This window comes from Streptacidiphilus sp. BW17 (genome assembly GCF_041262485.1).
Classification (GTDB): domain Bacteria; phylum Actinomycetota; class Actinomycetes; order Streptomycetales; family Streptomycetaceae; genus Streptacidiphilus.
Window position 1 is genome coordinate 49546 of record NZ_JBGCCR010000037.1, and the last position, 18614, is coordinate 68159.

An 18614-nucleotide genomic window follows, 5' to 3' on the forward strand; every position below is an offset into this window, starting at 1 on the left:
GCCGGGACGCGGGCCGACCACCTCGTCCTCGTACGGGGTTGGTGACGTCACAGGCAGGCGCTGTACCGTGGCCCCACTATGGACCTCACGCCCACGCCAGCCGTCTCCGTGATCATGCCCGTGCTCGACGAGTCCCGGCACCTGCGCACCGCCGTGGAGCGGATTCTCGAGCAGGAGTACCCCGGTGACATCGAGGTCGTGATCGCGCTGGGGCCCTCGACGGACAACACCGACGAGATCGCCGCCGCCCTGGTCGCCGAGTCCGCGGGCACCTCCCGCGAGGTCCGCACCGTCCCCAACCCGACCGGTCGCACCCCCGCCGGGCTCAACGCGGCGATCGAGGGCTCGCGCTTCCCGATCGTGGTGCGCGTCGACGGGCACGGCCTGCTCACCCCCGGCTACATCGCCACCGCCGTCCGGCTGCTCGACGAGAAGGACGCGGCCAACGTCGGCGGGATCATGAACGCCGAGGGCGAGACCGAGTGGGAGAAGGCCGTCGCCGCCGCGATGACCTCCCGGATCGGTGTCGGCAACGCCGCCTTCCACACCGGTGGCGAGGCCGCTCCGGCCGACACCGTCTACCTGGGTGTGTTCCGGCGTCGGGTGCTGGAGCAACAGGGCGGCTACAACGAGGAGTTCATAAGGGCCCAGGACTGGGAGCTCAACTACCGCATCCGGCAGGACGGCGGACTGATCTGGTTCACGCCGGACCTCAAGGTCACCTACCGTCCGCGCCCGAGCGTCCGGGCCCTGGCCAAGCAGTACAAGGACTACGGGCGTTGGCGTCGCGTGGTCACCCGCTACCACCGCGGCTCGGTCAACCTCCGCTACCTCGCCCCGCCGGCGGCCCTGCTCGGCTGTGCGGTAGGCCTGGTCGCGGGGGTCGCGCTGACGCCGGTCGCCTTCGTGCTGCCGGGCGGTTACGCGGCGGCGATCCTGCTCGGCTCGGTCAAGGAGGGCCGCGGCCTGTCGGCCTCAGCCCGCGCCCAACTGCCGGTCGCCCTGGCCACCATGCACATGTCCTGGGGCTGGGGCTTCCTCACCAGCCCGCGCTCGCTGGCGAACCGCGTCATCGCGAGCACGACCGCGCAGCGCGACTGAGCCTCGGGCCCGAGGGCCCAGGGGCCCAGCAGGCAAAGCGGGTGCAGCGGCCCAGCGACTTGGGCTCGGCTCAGCAGGCGGAGAACGCCTTGCCGACGCCGTGGAAGTCCGCGCCGAGGGTCAGCACCATCGGGTCACGCAGCCCCTTCGACGTCCCGTTCCCGTGCAGGGACGCGGCGGGCAGGCCCAGCGCGGCGACCAGGGTCCGTGCTTGGGCGATGTGGTTCGGCGCGTAGACGAGCGTGGTCAGCGGCTGGTTGTGCGGGGCCGGGCCGCCGTTGCTGGTGCGCAGGTACTTGACGGTGTTCTGCATCCAGCTGAGCACGGCCTCCGCCTGCCCGAACGTGCCGCTGCCGTTGAGCACGGTGACCCGGACGTCGATCGGCTGCGCCTTGGGCCCGGCGTGCGCGAACGCCGTGTCGGCGGGCTCCGGCGTGCAGACGGGTGAGGGTGGCGGCGCGGTGGGGCTCACGGGCGCGCTGGTCCCGGTCCCGGTCCCGGTCGCAGTCGCGTCGATGGCGGCTGCGGCGTTCGGCGTGCCGGCGCCGTGCAGCAGCAGCAAGCCGCCGATCACCATCAGTGCCAGGAATCCGGCCGCGGCGGCAAGCCATGGCCCGCTGTGCGTGCCACGACGGGGCGCGGCCCGTCCGCCGGAACGTCTGGAGCGTGTGTGGGCGCGCGACGAGTCGGCTCGCCGTCCGTTGCCCTTGCCGCCTTTGCCCCGCGTCCCCACGCACCGCTCCGATTCTGCCCGGCCCTGCACCCTGCGCCTGCGGCGCCCAGCGTAGCGGGAGCGGCGGTACCGACCGGCGCGCAGACGCCACCCCTCACCCGGTGGGGTGACTCAGGCCTACGACGCGCCGCAGATGTCCTGCGATCCGGTACGCCCGCTGAACGTCGGCGCGGGGGACGCGACGGTCGCGGTCGCAGCCGCCGTGACGGATGCGGAGTTGGACGGCGCGGTGTTGGACGGCGCGGTGTTGGACGGCGCGGTGCCGGCCGGGGTGACGGAGACGGAGACGGCCTGGTCGTTGCGCAGCTGCTCGAAGAGCCGGCCGGCGTCCGGCTGCTTGAACTGGTCGCGGTTGTGGTCGTACGCGTAGGGCTCGCGCGGGGCCGTCAGGAAGGTGGTCCGATCTGACGGCATGTCGGAGAGGCTGGAGGCGAGGTCGTAGAGCTTGTCGAGCGAGTTCAGTCCCGGGTCGACGGTCAGCGCGGAGGTCGCGGCGTCCAGCAGCGGGTAGAGCCGGGTCGGGTTGAGCAGCACTCCCGAGCTCTCCACCTGCTGCACCATCGAGGAGAGGAAGTCCTGCTGACGCCCCATCCGTGCGGTGTCGCTGCCGTCGCCCAGGGTGTAACGCACGCGGACGTAGCCGAGGGCCTGCTCGCCGTCGAGGGTCTGCCGCCCGGCCGGGAGGTCCAGGTTCGCGTCCTTGTCGGTGACGGGCGCGTTCAGGCAGACGGGCACCCCGCCGATCGCGTCGACCATCTTCTTGAACCCGGTGAAGTCGACCACCACGAAGTGGTCGATCCGAATGTCCGTCAGCGCCTCGACGGTACGGATGGTGCAGGCAGTGCCGCCCTGTTCGAAGGCCGAGTTGAACATCCCGAAGTAGGGGTCGGTGACCCGCCCGTCCGGCAGCGTGCACGCGGGCACGTCGACCATGGCGTCCCGCGGCAGGCTCACGGCGACGGCGCTGCGCCGGTCCCTGGCGATGTGCAGCAGGATCGTGGTGTCCGAGCGCGCCCCGGCGGAGCTCCCGTACGAGGAGTTCGCGCCCGCGCGCGAGTCCGAGCCGATGACCAGGATGTTCTGCGCGGCGTTCGCCTGCGTCGGCCGCGACGAGTCCGGCCCGAGGAGACGCCCGGTGGTCGAGTCCGTGCGAATGTTGGAGTTCAGCGCGGTGTAGCCGATCCACGCTGCGCCTACGGCGACGACCAGCAACAGGCCGAGCCCGGCCGCCAGCCAACGCAGGACCCGCTTGCGCGGCGTGCGGATCGGACCGTCCGGCACGGAGCCCCCCGGGTCATGGGATCGATGAAGCCGTCCACCGATCATCGCCCTGCGGTCCGCGCGGCACTTCCTGAGTGATCCACTCGGGTGACACCCAGTCAGTTCTGGGCGCGGGGGACATTGCATCCACCTCGAGGGCGCGCGCCCCCGGACAGTGCAACGTCCCCGCCTGCACCAGTTCAGCCCAGAGTCCGGGTGACCTTCTCCTCCGCCACGCGGCGAGCGAGCTTGTCGGGGTGCAGCTTCTCGCTGTTGCGGCACAGCACCACGCTCGCGCCGGCGACCAGCGGGGCGAGGAGCCCGCCCGCGAGGCCGTCCCAGTCGCTGTACGACAGCATGCTCAGCACCCGGTCCTCCGGCCCGACGCCCAACTGCCGCGCCTGCTCGGCCGCCAGGGAGACGGTGTGGGAGCCGCTCAGCTGCTCGCCGTCGATCTCCAGCGCCGGGCGGCCCGGATCGACGGGGGCGTACGGGACGAAGCGGTCGCCCTGTGCCGGGACCTCGACGGCGTAGTCGAGGAAGCCGGCCGGCAACTGCGGAAATCTCCCGCCCAACGGCCGCAGCGCCAGCGCGACGCGCTCGCCCTCGCAGGTCAGGGCCTCCTCCAGGTGGTCGGGGCCGCTGACGACGAGCTGTGCCTTGGCCGGGTCGCCGCCGGGACAGGCCAGCAGGCCCACCGACCAGCAGGCGAACAGCCAGATCGCGGTCTGCCAGTGCGCGGGCAGCATCAGCGCGGCCCTGTCGTCGGGCGCGGCGGCGAGCTCGTCCTGGAGCAGGTTGGCGGTCTTGGCGACCCAGTTGTCGAACGTCTTGACCGACAGTTCCACGCGTTCGCCCGTGGCGTCGTCGTAGTACGTGATCAACGGGCGGGCCGGATCGGCGTCGAGAAGGGAGCGCAGCAGATCGGCGGGGGTCTCTGCGCCGCTGAAGGGTGTCTGGCTCATGGTGGTGCCCAGCCTACGGCGTGACCGGTGCGAAGAGACCAGACCCCCACCGTCGAACTTTCCGTGCAGGTAGCCTGACTCAGGTGAACAGCGGGACCGGAGCGCCTGCGCGAAGGCGCGGAACCACAGGCGGGACGCCGCGTCCGACGTCGCGCCCGACCTCCTGCGCGACGCGGGTGTGGCGGCCGGACGGACCGCTCGACCTGGCCCTGACCTTCGGATTTCTCCGTCGCGGTCCCCTCGACCCGTCCTACCGTCGCGACCGCGACGGCGCGCTGTGGCGGGTCTCGCGCACCCCCGCCGGCGTCGGGACGCTGCGGCTGCGGGCCCGCCCGGCCGAGGGCGCGGTCGAGGCGACCGCGTGGGGCGCGGGTGCGCCGTGGCTGCTGGACGCGGTCCCACGTTGGCTGGGCGCGGAGGACGACCCGTCCACCTTCGACCCGCACGGCCATCGCCTGCTGCGGGACGCGCACGCGCGCCACGCGGGACTGCGGATCGGCCGCACCGGGCTGGTCATGGAGTCGCTGGTCCCGGCGATCCTGGAGCAGAAGGTCACCACCGGCGAGGCGTACGAGGCGTGGCGCACGCTGCTCCGCACATACGGCGAGCCCGCGCCGGGCGACGCGGAGGTCCCGCCGCACATGTACGCGCCCCCGGCGGCGCAGGACTGGGCGACGATCCCGTCCTGGGCCTGGCACCGGGCCCGCGTCGACGGCAAGCGCGCCGCGACGATCGTCCGCGCGGCGCGGGTCGCCCCGCGCGTTGAGGAGGCCTCAGTGATGCCCCCGGCCGAGGCGGAGGCCCGACTGACCATGATCCCCGGCATCGGCGTCTGGACGGCGGCGGAGACGCTGCAACGCAGCAACGGTGACGCGGACGCGGTGTCGGTCGGCGACCTGCACCTGCCCAACACGGTCGGCTGGGCCCTCGCGGGACGCGAGCGCAGCGACGACGCGGTGATGCTGGAACTGCTGGAGCCGTACCGCCCGCATCGCTACCGCGTCTGCAGGCTCCTCCACACCATGCACGTGGGTGCGCCCCGCCGCGCGCCCCGATACGCACCTTTGGATCTCCGCGAGATGTAGTTGCACTGCCTGGGGTCGCGGGGCTCTGCAGATGTGCGGCTCCGCCGCGTGGGCGGGACAAGGTGGGGTTCGCTCCCGCAGGTGGTTGCACTGTCAGGGGCGCGGGGAACTGCGCTAAGCCACCCGCGCAGGAAGAGCCCAGAACGAGCAGGGCAATCCGCACACGGTGAGTCTCGCGCCCGCGCGGCGGAGCCGCACGTCAGCAGAGCCCCGCGACCCTGGAGGTAACTGCAACTATCTGACCGTCAAAAAGGCTTCTGGATCGCGTGGTTCACGCACCTTCGGCGCGTCCGCTGTCCGCCCCACGGCGACCGCGCCCATCGGGTCCCACTCCGCCGGGAGGGCCAGCACCTCGCGGACCGTGTCGCGGCAGAACATCGTCGACGACACCCACGCCGAGCCGTACCCCTCGCCCGCGAGTGTCACGAGCAGGTTCTCGACCGCCGCGCCCATCGCCACCACGAACATCTCCCGCTCCGCCGCGGCCCGGCGCTCGTCGGGGTAGGCGTGGCAGCCGTCCATCACCAGGCACGGCACGACCAGGTACGGCGCGTTGCGCAGCACGTCCCCGCGACGGACGCGTTTGGCGACCCGCTCCGGGTCCCAGCCGTCGAGGTCGACCAGGTCGCGGTTCCAGGCCGCGAGCATCGCGTCCAGCAGCCGCGTGCGCGCGTCCTGGCTCTCGACCAGGACGAAGCGCCACGGAGTGGTGTGGTGCGGCGCCGGAGCCGTGATCGCCGCGGCGACCGCGCGGCGGACCGCGGCCGGGTCGACGGGCTCGTCGGTGAAGGCTCGGACCGTGCGGCGTCCGGTGACGGCCTCGCGGATCGCCTCGGAGGTGCCGAGCCGGAACATGTCCTCCGCCGCCGGGCGGATCAGCGCGCGGACGCCGTCGCCGTCCTGGTCCGGGTCGGTGACGAAGTGTCCGAGGCCGCGCACGATCGCGACCGGGCGGCCGGACGTCTTGCCCTTGACCAGGTCGGCCGCCGACGCGAGCTCGTCCGCGACGGCGGTGACGGTGAGCGCCAGCTCGTTGCCGTGGTTGTCGAACCGGCCGCGGTGGTCCTCCAGGACCCGCACGCCCGCCGCGCCGATCGCGACGTCGGTGAGGCCGTTGCGCCAGGGGCGGCCGAAGGTGTCGGTGATCAGCACGCCGATGCGGCACCCTGTCAGCTCGTGCAGGCGCTTGCGCAGCGCCCGCGCCGACGCGTCGGGGTCCTCGGGCAGCAGCAGCACGGTCCCTGGCGGGGTGTTGGACGCATCCACCCCGGCGGCGGCCATCACCAGCCCCTGGCGGTTCTCGACGATCCGGGTCCGGCCACGGCGGGCGACGACGCGCACGGTCTCGGCGTCGATCGCCGCCTCGCGGTCGTCCGCCTGGACAAGCCGGCCCTCGGCCTTGCTGACGACCTTCGAGGTGACGACCAGGATGTCACCGTCGACGGGCGCGAACCCCTCGGCGCGGAGCAGCAGTTCGGCCAGATCGTCCCCGGCGGCGACCTCCGGCAGTCCGTCGACGCCGACGATCTCCACGGTCTCGACGCTCATCCGCGTTCCGTCTCCCCGTTCGCGGCCTGCCCGTTGCTCGCCTGTCCGTTGCTCGCCTGGTCGCCGCGCACCTGCTCGGCCAGCGCCAGTGCCTCGCGGGCCATCTCCGCCGCGGCGTCGACGTCGGTCATCAGCAGCGGCATCGCGCGACAGCTGATCCCGGCCGCCTCGACCTCGGCCACCGCGTCCGCGTCGGTGGTGTGCACCAGCCAGCCGTCGACCAGCCCCGGGCCGTAGTGCTTGGCCACGGCGGCCGCGCTGGTCTCCACGCCCACGGCCTCCAGCACCTTGTCCGCCATGCCGCGCACCGGCGCTCCGCCGATGATCGGGGAGAGGCCGACCACGGGCGCGTCGGCGGCGACGATCGCCTCGCGCAGGCCGGGGACGGCCAGGATGGTGCCGATGCTGACCACCGGGTTGGACGGCGGGAAGAGGATCACGTCCGCCTCGGCGATGGCCTCCAGCACGCCGGGCGCGGGCTTCGCGGTCTCCGCCCCGACGGGCAGGATCGCCTGGGCGGGGACGGCGGCGTGGAGCTTGACCCAGTACTCCTGGAAGTGCACGGCGCGGCGCTTGCCGTCCTGCTCGGGGTCCTCGATGACGACGTGGGTCTCGACGCGGTCGTCGGACATCGGCAGCAGCCGGACGCCGGGCTCCCAGCGGCTGCAGAGCGCCTCGGTGACGGCGCTCAACGGATATCCGGCGCCGAGCATCTGGGTGCGGACGATGTGCGTGGCGAAGTCCCGGTCACCCAGCCCGAACCAAGACGGGCCGACCCCGTACGCGGCGAGCTCCTCCTTGACGGACCAGGTCTCGTCCGCCCGACCCCAGCCCTGCTCCTCGTGGATGCCGCCGCCGAGCGTGTACATCACGGTGTCCAGGTCGGGGCAGACCTTCAGCCCGAACAGGTGGATGTCGTCGCCCGTGTTCCCGATGACCGTGATCTCGTCGGTCTCACCGACCGCCGCCTTGAGCCCGCGCAGAAAGCGCGCTCCGCCGATTCCTCCGGCCAGTACCGTGATGCGCATGCTGCCTATCCTCGCAGGCGTGGCAGCGGAGACAGAGCAGCAGCCCTCACCCGAGGCCTCACGACCCCATCACCCGAGGAACGCCCGCAGCGCGGCGCGATGCGCCTGCGGCAGGTCCTGTTCCCGCGCGAACTCGTGGTCGGCGAAGTCGAACCCGGGCGTCACCACCTCCGCGACCAGCGCGTACCGCGCTCCCTCCGGCAACCGCGACGCCTTCCACCACCCACCCGGCACCAGCAGATGCCGCACGCCCGCGCCGCCACCCAGCGTCTGCACCCGCAGCCGCCCGTCCGCGTCGACGGTGTGGTACTCGACGGGGTCGCCCTCCAGGAAGAAGTGCAGGATGTCGCTTCGGTTCCGGTGCAGCCGACCGTCCGGCTGACGGTCCGTCATCAGGTAGTAGATCGACGTCGCCGTCGGCCGCGTCCCACCGGGGGTCGGGTGCGGGTGCGGGCTGGTGTAGATCCGCCGGTAGTAGCCCCCCTCGGGGTGGGGCTCCAGCCCGAGCGACTCGACCAGCTCCTCCGCGCGCATCTCCGCATCCTCCCAGGGCGCTGCTCGGACCGCCCGCGCTGCCACCCCCGGCGAGCCGCAGCGCTCAGCTCGACGCTGCCGCCGTGCGAGCTCCGCCTGCCACGTCACGTGCCGCCGGTCACCGGCACCGGCGTGGGAAGGGTCGCCGCCGTCGGGAGGGTGATCTCGAAGCAGCAGCCGCCGGGCACGTTGCGGACGGAGGCGCGGCCGGAGTGGGCCTCGACGATGCCACGGACGATGGCGAGGCCGAGGCCTGCGCCTGAGGCGGTGCCGGAGGGGGTCGAGGACGGGGCCGGAGGGGTGCGGGCGGGGGCGCCGCGCCAGCCGGTCTCGAAGACGCGGGGGAGGTCGGACTCCGCGATGCCGCCGCAGGTGTCGGTGACGGTCAGGACGACCTGGTCGTCGTCCGCGCGGGCGGCGACCGCGACCGTGCCGTCGGTCGGGGTCGCGCGGATCGCGTTGCCCAGCAGGTTGGCCAGGACGCGGGTCATCTCGCGCGGGTCCACGTCGACCGGCACCGGCGCGACGCCGTCGCCGACCAGCCGGACGCCGCGCTCCTGCGCCAGCGGGTACGCGCCCGCTATCGCGTCGCCGACCAGGTCGTAGGCGGAGACGCGGGAGAGCGTCAGCGACAGAGCGCCCGCCTGGATCCGGGAGAGTTCGAACAGGTCGTCGACCATGCCGGTGAGCCGGTCGACCTCGGTGCGGATCCGGGAGTGGTACCGCTGCGGATCGTCGGCGACACCGTCCTCCAGCGCCTCGGCCATCGCGCGCAGTCCGGCCAGCGGAGTGCGCAGGTCGTGCGAGATCCAGGCGATGAGTTCGCGCCGGGACGCCTCCAGCGCACGCTCGCGCTGCCGCGACTCGGCCAGGCGGGCGTTGGTCGCGGCCAGCTCCGCGCCCAGCGCGGACAGTTCGGCACTGAACGGGCCGACGGGCGCGGTGAACCCCTCGTCGCTGCCGACGGTCCGCGCGGCGCGCTGCAACTGCGCGCTGCCGAGCGTCACCTGACGGCCCAGCAGCCAGGTCACCAGCAGCGAGACCAGCGAGGCCACGCACAGCACCACCACGACCACGAGGAAGTCGTGCCGGGAGAGGAACATCGCCTGCGCGACCGCGATGGTCGCCGCCGCGACCGCCAGGACGGTCACCAGCGCGACGATGAACAGCGACCACGACAGCGAACGGCGCCGCAGCAGCAGCACGACCGGCCAGCCCAGCAGGCCGGCCACGGCCGCGCCGAGGGCCGCGTAGCCGGCCACCACCCACACGTCACTGCTGTGCATCGGGCACCACCGTCTCCGCCGCCCGGCCGGGCGCTCCGGCCGGGTCGAAACGGTAGCCGACGCCCCAGACGGTGGTGATCAACCGCGGCGCGGCCGGGTCGTCCTCGACCTTCTCGCGCAGTCGGCGGACGTGCACCGTCACCGTGGACAGATCGCCGAAGTCCCAGCCCCAGACCCGGCGCATCAGCTCCTCGCGTCCGAACGCGGTGCCGGGGTGCGCCAGCAGGAACGCGAGCAGGTCGAACTCGCGCAGCGTGAGTGCCAGTTCGCGGTCGGCGCGCCAGGTGCGGCGAGCGGCCGGGTCGAGCCGCAGGTCACCCGCGAGCAGCGGGCGGCTGCCGTCGTCGGAGGTCGCTCCGGTCTGCGGGCCGCCGACGCTGCGTCGCAGCACGGACTGGACCCGCAGCACGAGCTCGCGCGGCGAGAACGGCTTGGTGACGTAGTCGTCCGCGCCGAGCTCCAGCCCGAGGATCCGGTCGTGCTCGTCGCCCTTGGCGGTCAGCATCACCACCGGGGTGCCGCTGGTCGCGGGCTCGGCGCGCAGCCTGCGGCAGACCTCCAGGCCGTCTATGCCCGGCAGCATCAGGTCCAGCACGATGAGGTCGGGGCCGAGCACGGCCGCCAGCCCCAGCGCGGTCGGGCCGTCCTCGGCGCGGTCGACCAGGTATCCGGCGTGCTGCAGGTACTCGGCGACGACCTCGGACACGGTCGGGTCGTCGTCGACGACCAGGACACGGCGTGCCACGGGGGTCGGCAGGCCGGGAGCCGCGGCGGCGGATGGTTCGGTCACCCCTCCACGGTAGGAGGTCCCGGGCGGAAGATCCCCCGGACGGCGGGAGTGTTCGCGTTCCGTAAGGAGTGCGCCGGACCCGGCACGCGTCCCGCTCAGCCCCGGTACCGGTCCCGCGTCTCAGCCCCGGTACGGGTTCATCTCGGTGAGGCCCGGGAAGTACACGTGCAGGCTGACGGCCGGCTCCAGGGTGTCGTTCACCACATGGTGCACGTAGCCGGGCGCGATCACACGCTGCGAACCGGCGGCCAGGGTCCGCGCGGTGGCGTCGGCCGGTCCGCCCGGAGTGCGCGGGGAGCGCTCGGTCAGCTCGCCCTGAAGCACCGTCATCACCGCGGAGGAGCCGCCGTGGTCGTGCGCGCCGCTGCCCTGGCCGGGGAGCCAGCTCAGCAGCCACACCTCGTAGCCGGGCCCGGTCGAAAGCCGTGCGTACCAGCGCGTCAGCGCGTCGTAGCGGACCAGCGGCTCCCAGTGCTCGCGGTCGGCGGCGACCCTGCGGGCGAGCGCGGCGAAGCCGCCGACGGTGGTCGGGTGGGCCAGCGGCGCGGGCGCGAGATGCGGCCAGGCGAGCGGGTCCCCGGCGATGCTCACGTCGCTCAGACCGTCCGGGAACGCGGACCGGATCTCGACGGAGTCCTCGAGGGAGGAATGTGGGGAAAGCGTGGAAGAAGAGACGGAAGACGTCACGGCTGTGGTGTCCTTCGAAAGCTGTAGCGGCTGGGGAAAGAGACGGGGCCCTAGCTACAGCGACAACACAGCGCACTCGCGGCACGACGAAGCGAGCCGTGGAGACGGCTCGACGCGGCGCGGTGCAAAGACATGGTGCAAGCAGACCTTGTCAAGACCGCCTTGTCAACTCACCTGCCGGGGCGTGTCGTGTCGTTCATCCTGGGGCGGATGGGGCTGAATCACCCGATCGACGGATTGGGGTTCCCTTGGGTTTGGAGTGACACGAGGGCGGGAACGCCGCCCTCGACACTTCCCACCAGGCCTTGTGTGGTCCAGCGCCTGCCATTCCGGTTTGTCCGGATTTGCACACTTATGGTGATCGCTTGGTTCCGGGGAGTGAATCCTTGGCCCAATACCAGACCACAGCTTGACTGCGGCGAAAGAACGCACATGTAATTTCACCCGTGTCCAAGCGTCACATCAGGCGGCGGACGCATCACGGGGATGCACGAAGCACGAGGGGTAGGAGGCGCGCGAATGAGCGAGCTCTTTGATCTGTTGGTCGTCGGCGACGAGCAAGTGGGCGAGGAGGAGCTCGGCTGGCAGGAGCGCGCGCTGTGTGCCCAGACGGATCCGGAATCCTTCTTCCCGGAGAAGGGCGGCTCCACGCGCGAGGCCAAGAAGGTCTGCCTGGCGTGCGAGGTCCGGAACGAGTGCCTGGAGTACGCGCTCGCCAACGACGAGCGGTTCGGCATCTGGGGCGGTCTCTCCGAGCGTGAGCGCCGCCGCCTGAAGAAGGCCGTGGTCTGACCCGCCTTCAGCAAGCGGTGCCCGATTCCTCCGCATATCGCACGTCCGCTCGAAGAGTGACGGTGTGTGCGCAGGGACCGGGCGGGGAGCGCTGTACCCGTACAGCACCATCGGGGGATGACATCGCAGCTGAACCGCAGGTGGGTCGCGGCTGAGTCGCGGGCCGGGGGGAGTGGTCGGGGTGCTCGTGCCCGACAGCCCTCACCGCACCCCACAGCAACCCGTTAGTGTGGTCCGCCAGCGGAGCGCCTGACGCGCGCCCGCGTCGTGCCATCAGCGAAGCGAAGCGAACCGGGGTCCGCACAAGCGATGTCTGCCTATTCCCACCAGGCCGTTGGGCAACCGGGTGCCGGGCGTGCCCCGGCCTACCCGCGCCACCTGGTCACCGCCGTGCTCGTCGCCCATGACGGCGCACGCTGGCTGCCGCGGGTGCTGCGTGGTCTGTTGGAGCAGGACCGGCCGGTGCAGCGGATCGTCGCCGCCGACACCGGCTCCACCGACGCCACACCGCGCCTGCTCGCCGAGGCCCTCGGCTCCGACGCCGTGCTTCAGTACGGCCGCCGCACCGGCTTCGGCACCGCCGTCAACGAGACCGTGCGCGGCCTCTCGCCGATCTACGCGGAGAACCTGCCGTACTCGATCACGAACGGCTTCGACCCGCTCGACCCGGACGAGGTCGGTCACGACCAGTTCGGCGACCCGCTCGGCCACCACGACGAGCTCGCCGACGAGCAGATGCGCGGCAGCGGCCGTACCGAGCTGGTCGAGTGGATCTGGCTGCTCCACGACGACTGCGAACCGCACCCGGACGCGCTGCGCAAGCTGCTCCAGGTCGCGGACACCACGCCGACCGCGGCCGTCATCGGCCCCAAGCTGCGCTCCTGGTACGACCGGCGCCAACTGCTGGAGGTCGGCGTCTCCATTGCCCGCTCCGGCCGCCGTTGGACCGGCCTGGACCGGCGCGAGCAGGACCAGGGCCAGCGTGACCAGGTCCGTCCGGTCCTCGCCGTCTCCACCGCGGGCATGCTGATCCGCCGTGACGTCTTCGAGCAGATCGGCGGCTTCGACAAGCAACTGCCGCTGATGCGCGACGACGTGGACCTGTGCTGGCGCGTCGCCGCCGCCGGGCACCGCACCGTCGTCGCGCCCGACGCCATACTCCGCCACGCGGAGGCGGCCAGCCGCGAGCGCCGTCCGATCGACTGCGCCAAGCCCGACCGTCCGCACCGCATCGACAAGGCGGGCGCGGTCTACACGTTGCTCGCCAACTCCAGCGCGGTGCTGATGCCGTATCTGCTGCTGCGGATAACCCTCAGCACGCTGATCCGCGCCCTCGGCTACACCCTGGGCAAGACCCCCGGCCTCGCCGTCGACGAGATCGCCGGGCTCAGCCATGTGATGCTGCGCTTCGGCTCGCTGCTCACCGGGCGCGCCCGCAGGCGGCGCACCCGGGCCGCGGACGCGCTGGACGACGGCACCCTCTTCCCGGCCCTCGGCGCCACCTCGCGCGCCGCCGTGGAGAACCTGATCGCCGAGTTCGGCGGCAACCGGGCCAACGAGGCCTACTCCAGCCGCCACGGCGCGGTCGAGTCCGGCCCGATCGACGACGACAGCGACATCCTCGAGATCGAGCAGTTCGCGACGGTCAAGCGGATCGCTCGCAAGCCCGCGCCGGTGCTCTTCGCCGGGCTGCTGGTGCTGTCTCTGATCGCCTGCCGCAACCTGCTCGGCAGCGGCGCCCTCTACGGCGGCGCACTGCTGCCGACCCCGGGCGGCGCGACCGACCTGTGGCAGCAGTTCGCGTCCAGCTGGCAGGCCGACGGCGTCGGCACGGCCGGCAGCGCGCCGCCCTACCTGGGCGTGCTGGCCGCGCTCTCCAGCCTGACCTTCGGCAGCCCTGGTCTGGCCATGACCATGATCCTGCTGCTCTCGGTGCCGCTCGCGGGTGTCTCCGCCTACCTGGTCTCCCGCCCGCTGATCGACTCCCGGCTGGTCCGGGCCTGGGCCAGCGCCGGGTACGCGGTGCTGCCGGCCGCGACCGGCGCCATCGCGCAGGGCCGGATCGGCACCGCCGTGCTCGCCGTGCTGCTGCCGCCGCTGGCCCGCGCCGCGGCGATCGCCGTCGGCCTCGGCATCCGCCGGGAGACGGCGGCGCGCGGCGGTCGGCCCGGCTGGCGCAGCGCCTGGGTCGCCGCGTTGACGCTGACCCTCTGCACCGCGTTCGTGCCGCTGGCCTGGCTGCTCGGTCTGCTGCTGGCGGGCGGCGCGCTGCTGGCCGCGTTCCTGCGCGGCGGCGCCTTCGGCCAGGGTGTCGACGCCCTCCGCCGCCTCGGCCCGCGCGTGGTCGCCATCGTCGGCACGCCGCTGCTGGTCCTGGCGCCGTGGTCGCTCTCCCTCTTCCTGCACCCGAGCCGGTTCCTGCTGGAGGCGGGCATCCCCGGCCTGGTGGGCGCTCCGGCCACGCCGGTCGACCTGCTGACGCTCGACCCGGGCGGCAGTGGCACGGTCCCCGGGCTGTTGATCGTCGGTGTCCTGCTCGCCGCGCTGGCCGCGCTGCTGCGTGCCGACCGCCGTCGCGCGGTCGTCGCGGTCTGGGGTGCGGCGGCCGTCGGCATGCTCGGCACCGCCGTCGCCGGAACGGTCTCGGTCGTGCCCGGCCCCGGGCAGACGGCGGTCCCGGCCTGGGCCGGTCCGACCACGCTGATCACCGGCATCGCGCTGCTGGCCGCCGCCGCCATCGGCGCCGACCACGCCCGCGAGCGCGTCGCCGCGATCAACTTCGGCTGGCGTCAGCCGGTCGCCGCCCTGGTGCTGGCCGCCGCGGCTCTCGCGCCCGTGGCCGCCGCCGGCTGGTGGGTGCTGCGGGGCGCCGACGGACCGCTGCAGCGCGGCAGCGGCGGGCTCGTCCCCGCGTTCATCGTGCAGGAGGCCCAGAGCTCCGACCAGAGCCGCACCCTGGTGATCCGGATGGGCGACCAGGGCCAGGTCGCCTCTTACGCACTGGTGCGCGGCGCGGGCCCGACCGTCGGCAGTACCGAGGTCGCGGACGCGGCCGGGACCTCGGCGGCCACGACCGCCCTGGACCAGCTGGTCGGCGGCCTGGTCGCGGGCTCCGGCGGCAACCAGGCCACCGGGCTGGCCGACTTCGCGGTCCAGTACGTCGAGGTGCTCGCCCCGGTCCCCGGTGCGCTGAACACCACCCTGGACGCCACGCCGGGCCTGGCCCGGGTCAACCAGCAGCAGCAGGCGAGCCTGTGGCGCGTCCAGGCCACCACCTCGCGGGTGGTGATCCGCAGTCAGGGCAGCCCGGATGTCACGGTTTCGGCGGATCCCGTCGATGTGGACGCCACCGTCCCGGCAGGGCCGCAGGGCCGCGTCCTGCGGCTCGCCGACAGCGCCGACTCCGGCTGGCACGCGACCCTCGACGGGCAGGCGCTCACCCCGCAGACCGTCGACGGCTGGGCCCAGGGCTTCGCCCTGCCGGCCTCCGGGGGGCAGCTGTCCGTCAGCTACAGCGAGAGCCCGATCCACCTCGGCTGGGTCGTCGCGCAGTGTGCGCTCGCCCTGGCGCTCGTCGTGCTCGCCCTTCCGGGTCGCCGCCGCACCATCGACGACGACGGCCCCGAGGAGGGCGACGACCCGCTCGCGCCCTCCGGCGTCGGCGCCGGTGCGTCCGCGGCCATGCAGAGCGGCGGTGCGTCGGTGGACCAGCCGGTCGTCCCCGGCTCCCGCCGGGCCCGCCGCCTGGCGGCAGCCGCCGAAGGCCAGGAGGACTCGGGTATCCCCGGCACCCCGGACGCCGAGGAGCCGGCCGCCCAGCCGGATGTCTTCGCAGGCGTCGGCTCGGCAACCGGCGCGCAGCCCGACGGCTACGAGCAGGGCTACCCGCAGCAGGGCGGCGGCTACTACCAGGACCCGTCCTATGAGAGCGGCTACCAGGGGCAGCAGCTGTACTACGCCGATCCGTCCGCCCAGCCCCACCAGGGCTACGGCTACGAGCAGCAGACCGGTTACGAACAGCAGGCCGGTTACGAGCAGCAGGCGGGCTACGAGCAGGCGGGCTACGGCGCGCCGGGCTACGCCCCGGAGCAGGGCTTCGACCAGCAGGCTTTCGACCAGCAGGGCTACTACCCGCAGGGCGTGCCCGGCGGACCCGAGGGTCAGGGGGTTCCGGACCAGTCCTACGGTTGGGACGTCTCGGGCGCCGGGCAGGGCCGGTTCGGCTCGCTGCAGCCCGACGACCCGTGGCTGAACGGCGACGGGGGAACCGGTGGACCGAGCGGCTCCAGCGGACAGCACGGCCACGGCCAGGACCAGGGGAACTGACAGATGATCAACCGGACCACCCAGTCCCTGCTGGGCGCGCTCGGGGTGCTCGCCCTGACCCTGGGCATCGCCGAGATCCACCCGCCCCAGGGCGAGGCCGCCGCCAGCGGCAGCAGCGTCGCCACCGCCGTCTCGCAAGCCACCGTGGTCTGCCCGCCGCCGCTGCAGGGCCAGTCGGGCAGCAGCCTCTACAGCCTGGCGGTGCCCGGCGCGCCCTCCGGCGGTTCGGGTTCGGGCTCCGCCTCGGGCTCGGGCGGGTCGGGCTCGTCCGCGGCCGCGGCGCTGGCCCCGCTGAGCGCGCCGGGCTCCGGGGCGGGTTCGAGCTCGCCGTCCGCGTCCTCCTCCTCGTCCTCTTCGCCGTCGTCCTCGGCCTCCGGCTCTGCCTCCGCCGCGCCGAACGCCTCGGCCTCGCCGTCGGTCGCGTCGTCCAACCCGCCGATCGCGCAGCAGACGCAGACCGGCGGCGGCACGACGGCCAAGGCGCCGTCCGGGCAGAACGCGCCCGCGATGCTCGGTACCGGGACCGGCGCGTTGGCTCCTGGCTTCACGGTGCAGCAGACGACGACCGAGTCCGGCCCGACGCTCTCCGGCACCTCGTGCACCACCCCCGGCACCGACTTCTGGTTCGTCGGCGCCGACTCGAACAACGGCAGCTCCGGCTACGTCGAGCTCTCCAACCCGCAGGCGGACGCGGCGGACGCCGACATCCAGGTCTTCGGCCCCAACGGCGAGGTGACCTCCACCGCGGCGTCGAACATCGCCATCCCGGCCGACGGCAGCACCTCGCTGCTGCTGTCCACGCTGGTGCAGCCCGGCAACGGCGGCCAGGACCTCGCGGTCCACGTGATGGTCCGCAGCGGCCAGATCGCGGCGGCCCTGCACATGGACACCAACTCCGGATCCGACTGGGTCCCCGCGACCACCCAGGGCAGCAGCGCCTACCTCCCCGGGCTGCCCGGAGACCTCCACCAGTACAACCTCGACGTCTACGTCCCGGGCGGCCAGGACGCCGACCTCAAGCTCCAGCTCGCCTCGCAGAGCGGCCTGATCACCCCGGCCGGGCATGAGACCGTCCACATCAAGGCCGGTACGCTCAGCAGCTTCTCGCTCGGTGACCTGACGCGTGGCCAGGGCGGCATGCTGGAGCTCACGCCGACCGACCCGAAGGCCGGCGCCGTCCCCTTCGTGGCCGGGATCAGCACGGGCAACTCGAACGACACCGCCTACCTGGCAGGTGTCGCGCCGATCACCCAGCGCGGCACCGTGGCAGGCAACTCCTCCGGCAACACGCTGCTGCTGACGGCGCCGAACGGGGCCGCCGACGTCACCGTCACCTCGCTCGGGAGCAGCGGCTCCCCGGCCACCAAGAGCGTCCACATCCCGGCGGGCTCGACCGTCTCGGTCCCGCTCCAGGCCCCGGGCGGCAGTTCCGCCTTCGGCGTGACGGTCACCCCGACCTCGGGCGGCCCGATCTATGCGGCGCGTGAGATCAACAACAGGGACGGGCTGACGATCCAGCAGATCCCGGACGACCGCAGCACCGTGCTCGTCCCGACCGTCATCCGCAACGCGGCGATCCTGGTGCAGTAGGGATTCCCGGACCGGTCTGGTCCCTCGTGTCTCGTGCCCCTGCGCGGTCCCACCGCGCGGGGGCACAGTCGTCCACGGGGCGCCGCCGCCACTGGGGCGCCGTCGTCAATGTGGACGCGTGCTCAATGCGGACGCGTCGTCCCTCCGGAGGCCCTCGTCAATGCGGGCGCTCGCCCGTCACTCCTCGCCGTAGCGCGGATCGACCGCCTCCGGCTCCACCCCGAGCAGCTCGGCCACCTGCTCCACCATCACGTCGTGCACCAGCGCCGCCCGCTCGTCGCGGCCCTTGGCCCGGATCTCCACCGGACGCCGGTACACCACGATCCGCGCCGGCGTACCACTGACCGCCGCAATCAGCCGCCCCAGCGGCACCTCGTCCGCCCGCACGTCGTCGATCACCGGTTCAGGCTCGCCCGGCAGCGGCGCCGGGACGTCCTGGACCGCGAACTCGACCTCCTCCAGTTGCGGCCAGCGCCGCTCCAGCCGCTCCACGGATTCGCGTACGTAGTCGTCGAACAGCTCCGAGCGGCTCAGTGCGATCGGCACCTGCCGAGGCGCGAGCGGCCCGCGCATGCCCCGGCCGTGACGGTCACGGCGACGTCGCGGTGACACGGCAGCGGGCGGGGTCGAGGTCGATACGGGTGGTCTCTCCATCACCACCAAGCGTATCCACTGCCACCGACAGTGATGCGTGCGCGGCGCAGGCGGTGCGCCCGGACGTCACCCGGACACCACTCGGGCGCGACCGGAGCGCGGTCGGGACGCCACCAGGGCCGCCGTTCCAAGCCGCCCGGACGTCGCGGGCGGCGGTCGTCGAGAGGGCGTACCGGCCCTGGTGAGCCCTTGTAAAGGCGGCGGAACGGACCCCTCCGGGACGACACGGGAGCTG

General features: G+C 73.1%; 14 protein-coding genes and 1 pseudogene. 5 read left to right on the forward strand and 10 right to left on the reverse strand.

The genetic code is table 11. The annotated features are described in order from the left end of the window. The first annotated feature begins 78 nt into the window (after nucleotides 1-78). On the forward strand, nucleotides 79-1101 hold the full coding sequence (locus ABH940_RS31590; protein WP_370072121.1) for a glycosyltransferase family 2 protein: 1023 nt from the start codon (nucleotides 79-81) through the stop codon (nucleotides 1099-1101). A 70-nt stretch (nucleotides 1102-1171) separates the two neighbouring features. On the opposite strand, the gene ABH940_RS31595 is transcribed toward ABH940_RS31590, so the two are convergent. From ABH940_RS31595 to ABH940_RS31605, 3 genes are all read right to left on the reverse strand, one after another. Next, complete coding sequence (locus ABH940_RS31595; protein WP_370106842.1) at nucleotides 1172-1678, reverse strand: LytR C-terminal domain-containing protein; 507 nt, start codon at nucleotides 1676-1678, stop codon at nucleotides 1172-1174. Between the two features lie 273 nt (nucleotides 1679-1951). After that, a complete protein-coding gene (locus ABH940_RS31600) occupies nucleotides 1952-3115 on the reverse strand; it encodes an LCP family protein (RefSeq protein ID WP_370072123.1) in 1164 nt (387 codons plus the stop codon). 179 nt (nucleotides 3116-3294) lie between these two features. Further along, entirely contained in the window at nucleotides 3295-4059 is a 765-nt protein-coding gene (locus tag ABH940_RS31605; RefSeq protein ID WP_370072124.1) for a TIGR03089 family protein, read from the reverse strand. A gap of 74 nt (nucleotides 4060-4133) precedes the next feature. On the opposite strand from ABH940_RS31605, the gene ABH940_RS31610 reads away from it, so the two are divergent. Continuing rightward, nucleotides 4134-5144 carry a DNA-3-methyladenine glycosylase gene (locus ABH940_RS31610; RefSeq protein ID WP_370106849.1) on the forward strand — a complete coding sequence of 337 codons (1011 nt, stop codon included), beginning with the start codon at nucleotides 4134-4136 and terminating at the stop codon, nucleotides 5142-5144. 234 nt (nucleotides 5145-5378) lie between these two features. On the opposite strand, the gene ABH940_RS31615 is transcribed toward ABH940_RS31610, so the two are convergent. The 6 genes and pseudogenes from ABH940_RS31615 to ABH940_RS31640 all read right to left on the reverse strand — a co-directional run bounded on the left by ABH940_RS31615 (nucleotide 5379) and on the right by ABH940_RS31640 (nucleotide 10930). Then, nucleotides 5379-6692 (reverse strand): coenzyme F420-0:L-glutamate ligase, encoded by a 1314-nt coding sequence (locus tag ABH940_RS31615; RefSeq protein WP_370106843.1) that lies wholly within the window; start codon nucleotides 6690-6692, stop codon nucleotides 5379-5381. Nucleotides 6693-6757: 65 nt separating this feature from the next. Next, a pseudogene (gene cofD / locus ABH940_RS31620) lies at nucleotides 6758-7720 on the reverse strand (2-phospho-L-lactate transferase); the annotation flags it as partial. Nucleotides 7721-7789: 69 nt separating this feature from the next. Next, nucleotides 7790-8254: a cupin domain-containing protein gene (locus ABH940_RS31625; protein ID WP_370072126.1), complete on the reverse strand. Its 465-nt coding sequence runs from the start codon at nucleotides 8252-8254 to the stop codon at nucleotides 7790-7792. Nucleotides 8255-8358: 104 nt separating this feature from the next. Further along, on the reverse strand, nucleotides 8359-9540 hold the full coding sequence (locus ABH940_RS31630) for a sensor histidine kinase (protein ID WP_370106844.1): 1182 nt from the start codon (nucleotides 9538-9540) through the stop codon (nucleotides 8359-8361). Further along, nucleotides 9527-10330 (reverse strand): response regulator transcription factor, encoded by an 804-nt coding sequence (locus ABH940_RS31635; protein ID WP_370106845.1) that lies wholly within the window; start codon nucleotides 10328-10330, stop codon nucleotides 9527-9529. The genes ABH940_RS31630 and ABH940_RS31635 overlap by 14 nt, the downstream gene beginning before the upstream one ends. Nucleotides 10331-10450: 120 nt before the next feature. Continuing rightward, the gene (locus ABH940_RS31640; protein ID WP_370106850.1) at nucleotides 10451-10930 is read right to left on the reverse strand and encodes a cysteine dioxygenase family protein; all 480 of its coding nucleotides are present in this window, start codon (nucleotides 10928-10930) and stop codon (nucleotides 10451-10453) included. Between the two features lie 606 nt (nucleotides 10931-11536). On the opposite strand from ABH940_RS31640, the gene ABH940_RS31645 reads away from it, so the two are divergent. The 3 genes from ABH940_RS31645 (at nucleotide 11537) to ABH940_RS31655 (ending at nucleotide 17725) form a co-directional block, all read left to right on the forward strand. After that, complete coding sequence (locus ABH940_RS31645) at nucleotides 11537-11809, forward strand: WhiB family transcriptional regulator (RefSeq protein ID WP_196198295.1); 273 nt, start codon at nucleotides 11537-11539, stop codon at nucleotides 11807-11809. Nucleotides 11810-12118: 309 nt separating this feature from the next. Then, nucleotides 12119-16135 carry a glycosyltransferase gene (locus ABH940_RS31650; RefSeq protein ID WP_370106846.1) on the forward strand — a complete coding sequence of 1339 codons (4017 nt, stop codon included), beginning with the start codon at nucleotides 12119-12121 and terminating at the stop codon, nucleotides 16133-16135. Nucleotides 16136-16138: 3 nt separating this feature from the next. Next, complete coding sequence (locus ABH940_RS31655) at nucleotides 16139-17725, forward strand: DUF5719 family protein (protein ID WP_370106847.1); 1587 nt, start codon at nucleotides 16139-16141, stop codon at nucleotides 17723-17725. 177 nt (nucleotides 17726-17902) lie between these two features. Here ABH940_RS31655 and ABH940_RS31660 read toward each other — a convergent pair whose 3' ends face one another. After that, nucleotides 17903-18379 (reverse strand): metallopeptidase family protein, encoded by a 477-nt coding sequence (locus ABH940_RS31660; RefSeq protein ID WP_370072131.1) that lies wholly within the window; start codon nucleotides 18377-18379, stop codon nucleotides 17903-17905. Between the last annotated feature and the right edge of the window lie 235 nt (nucleotides 18380-18614).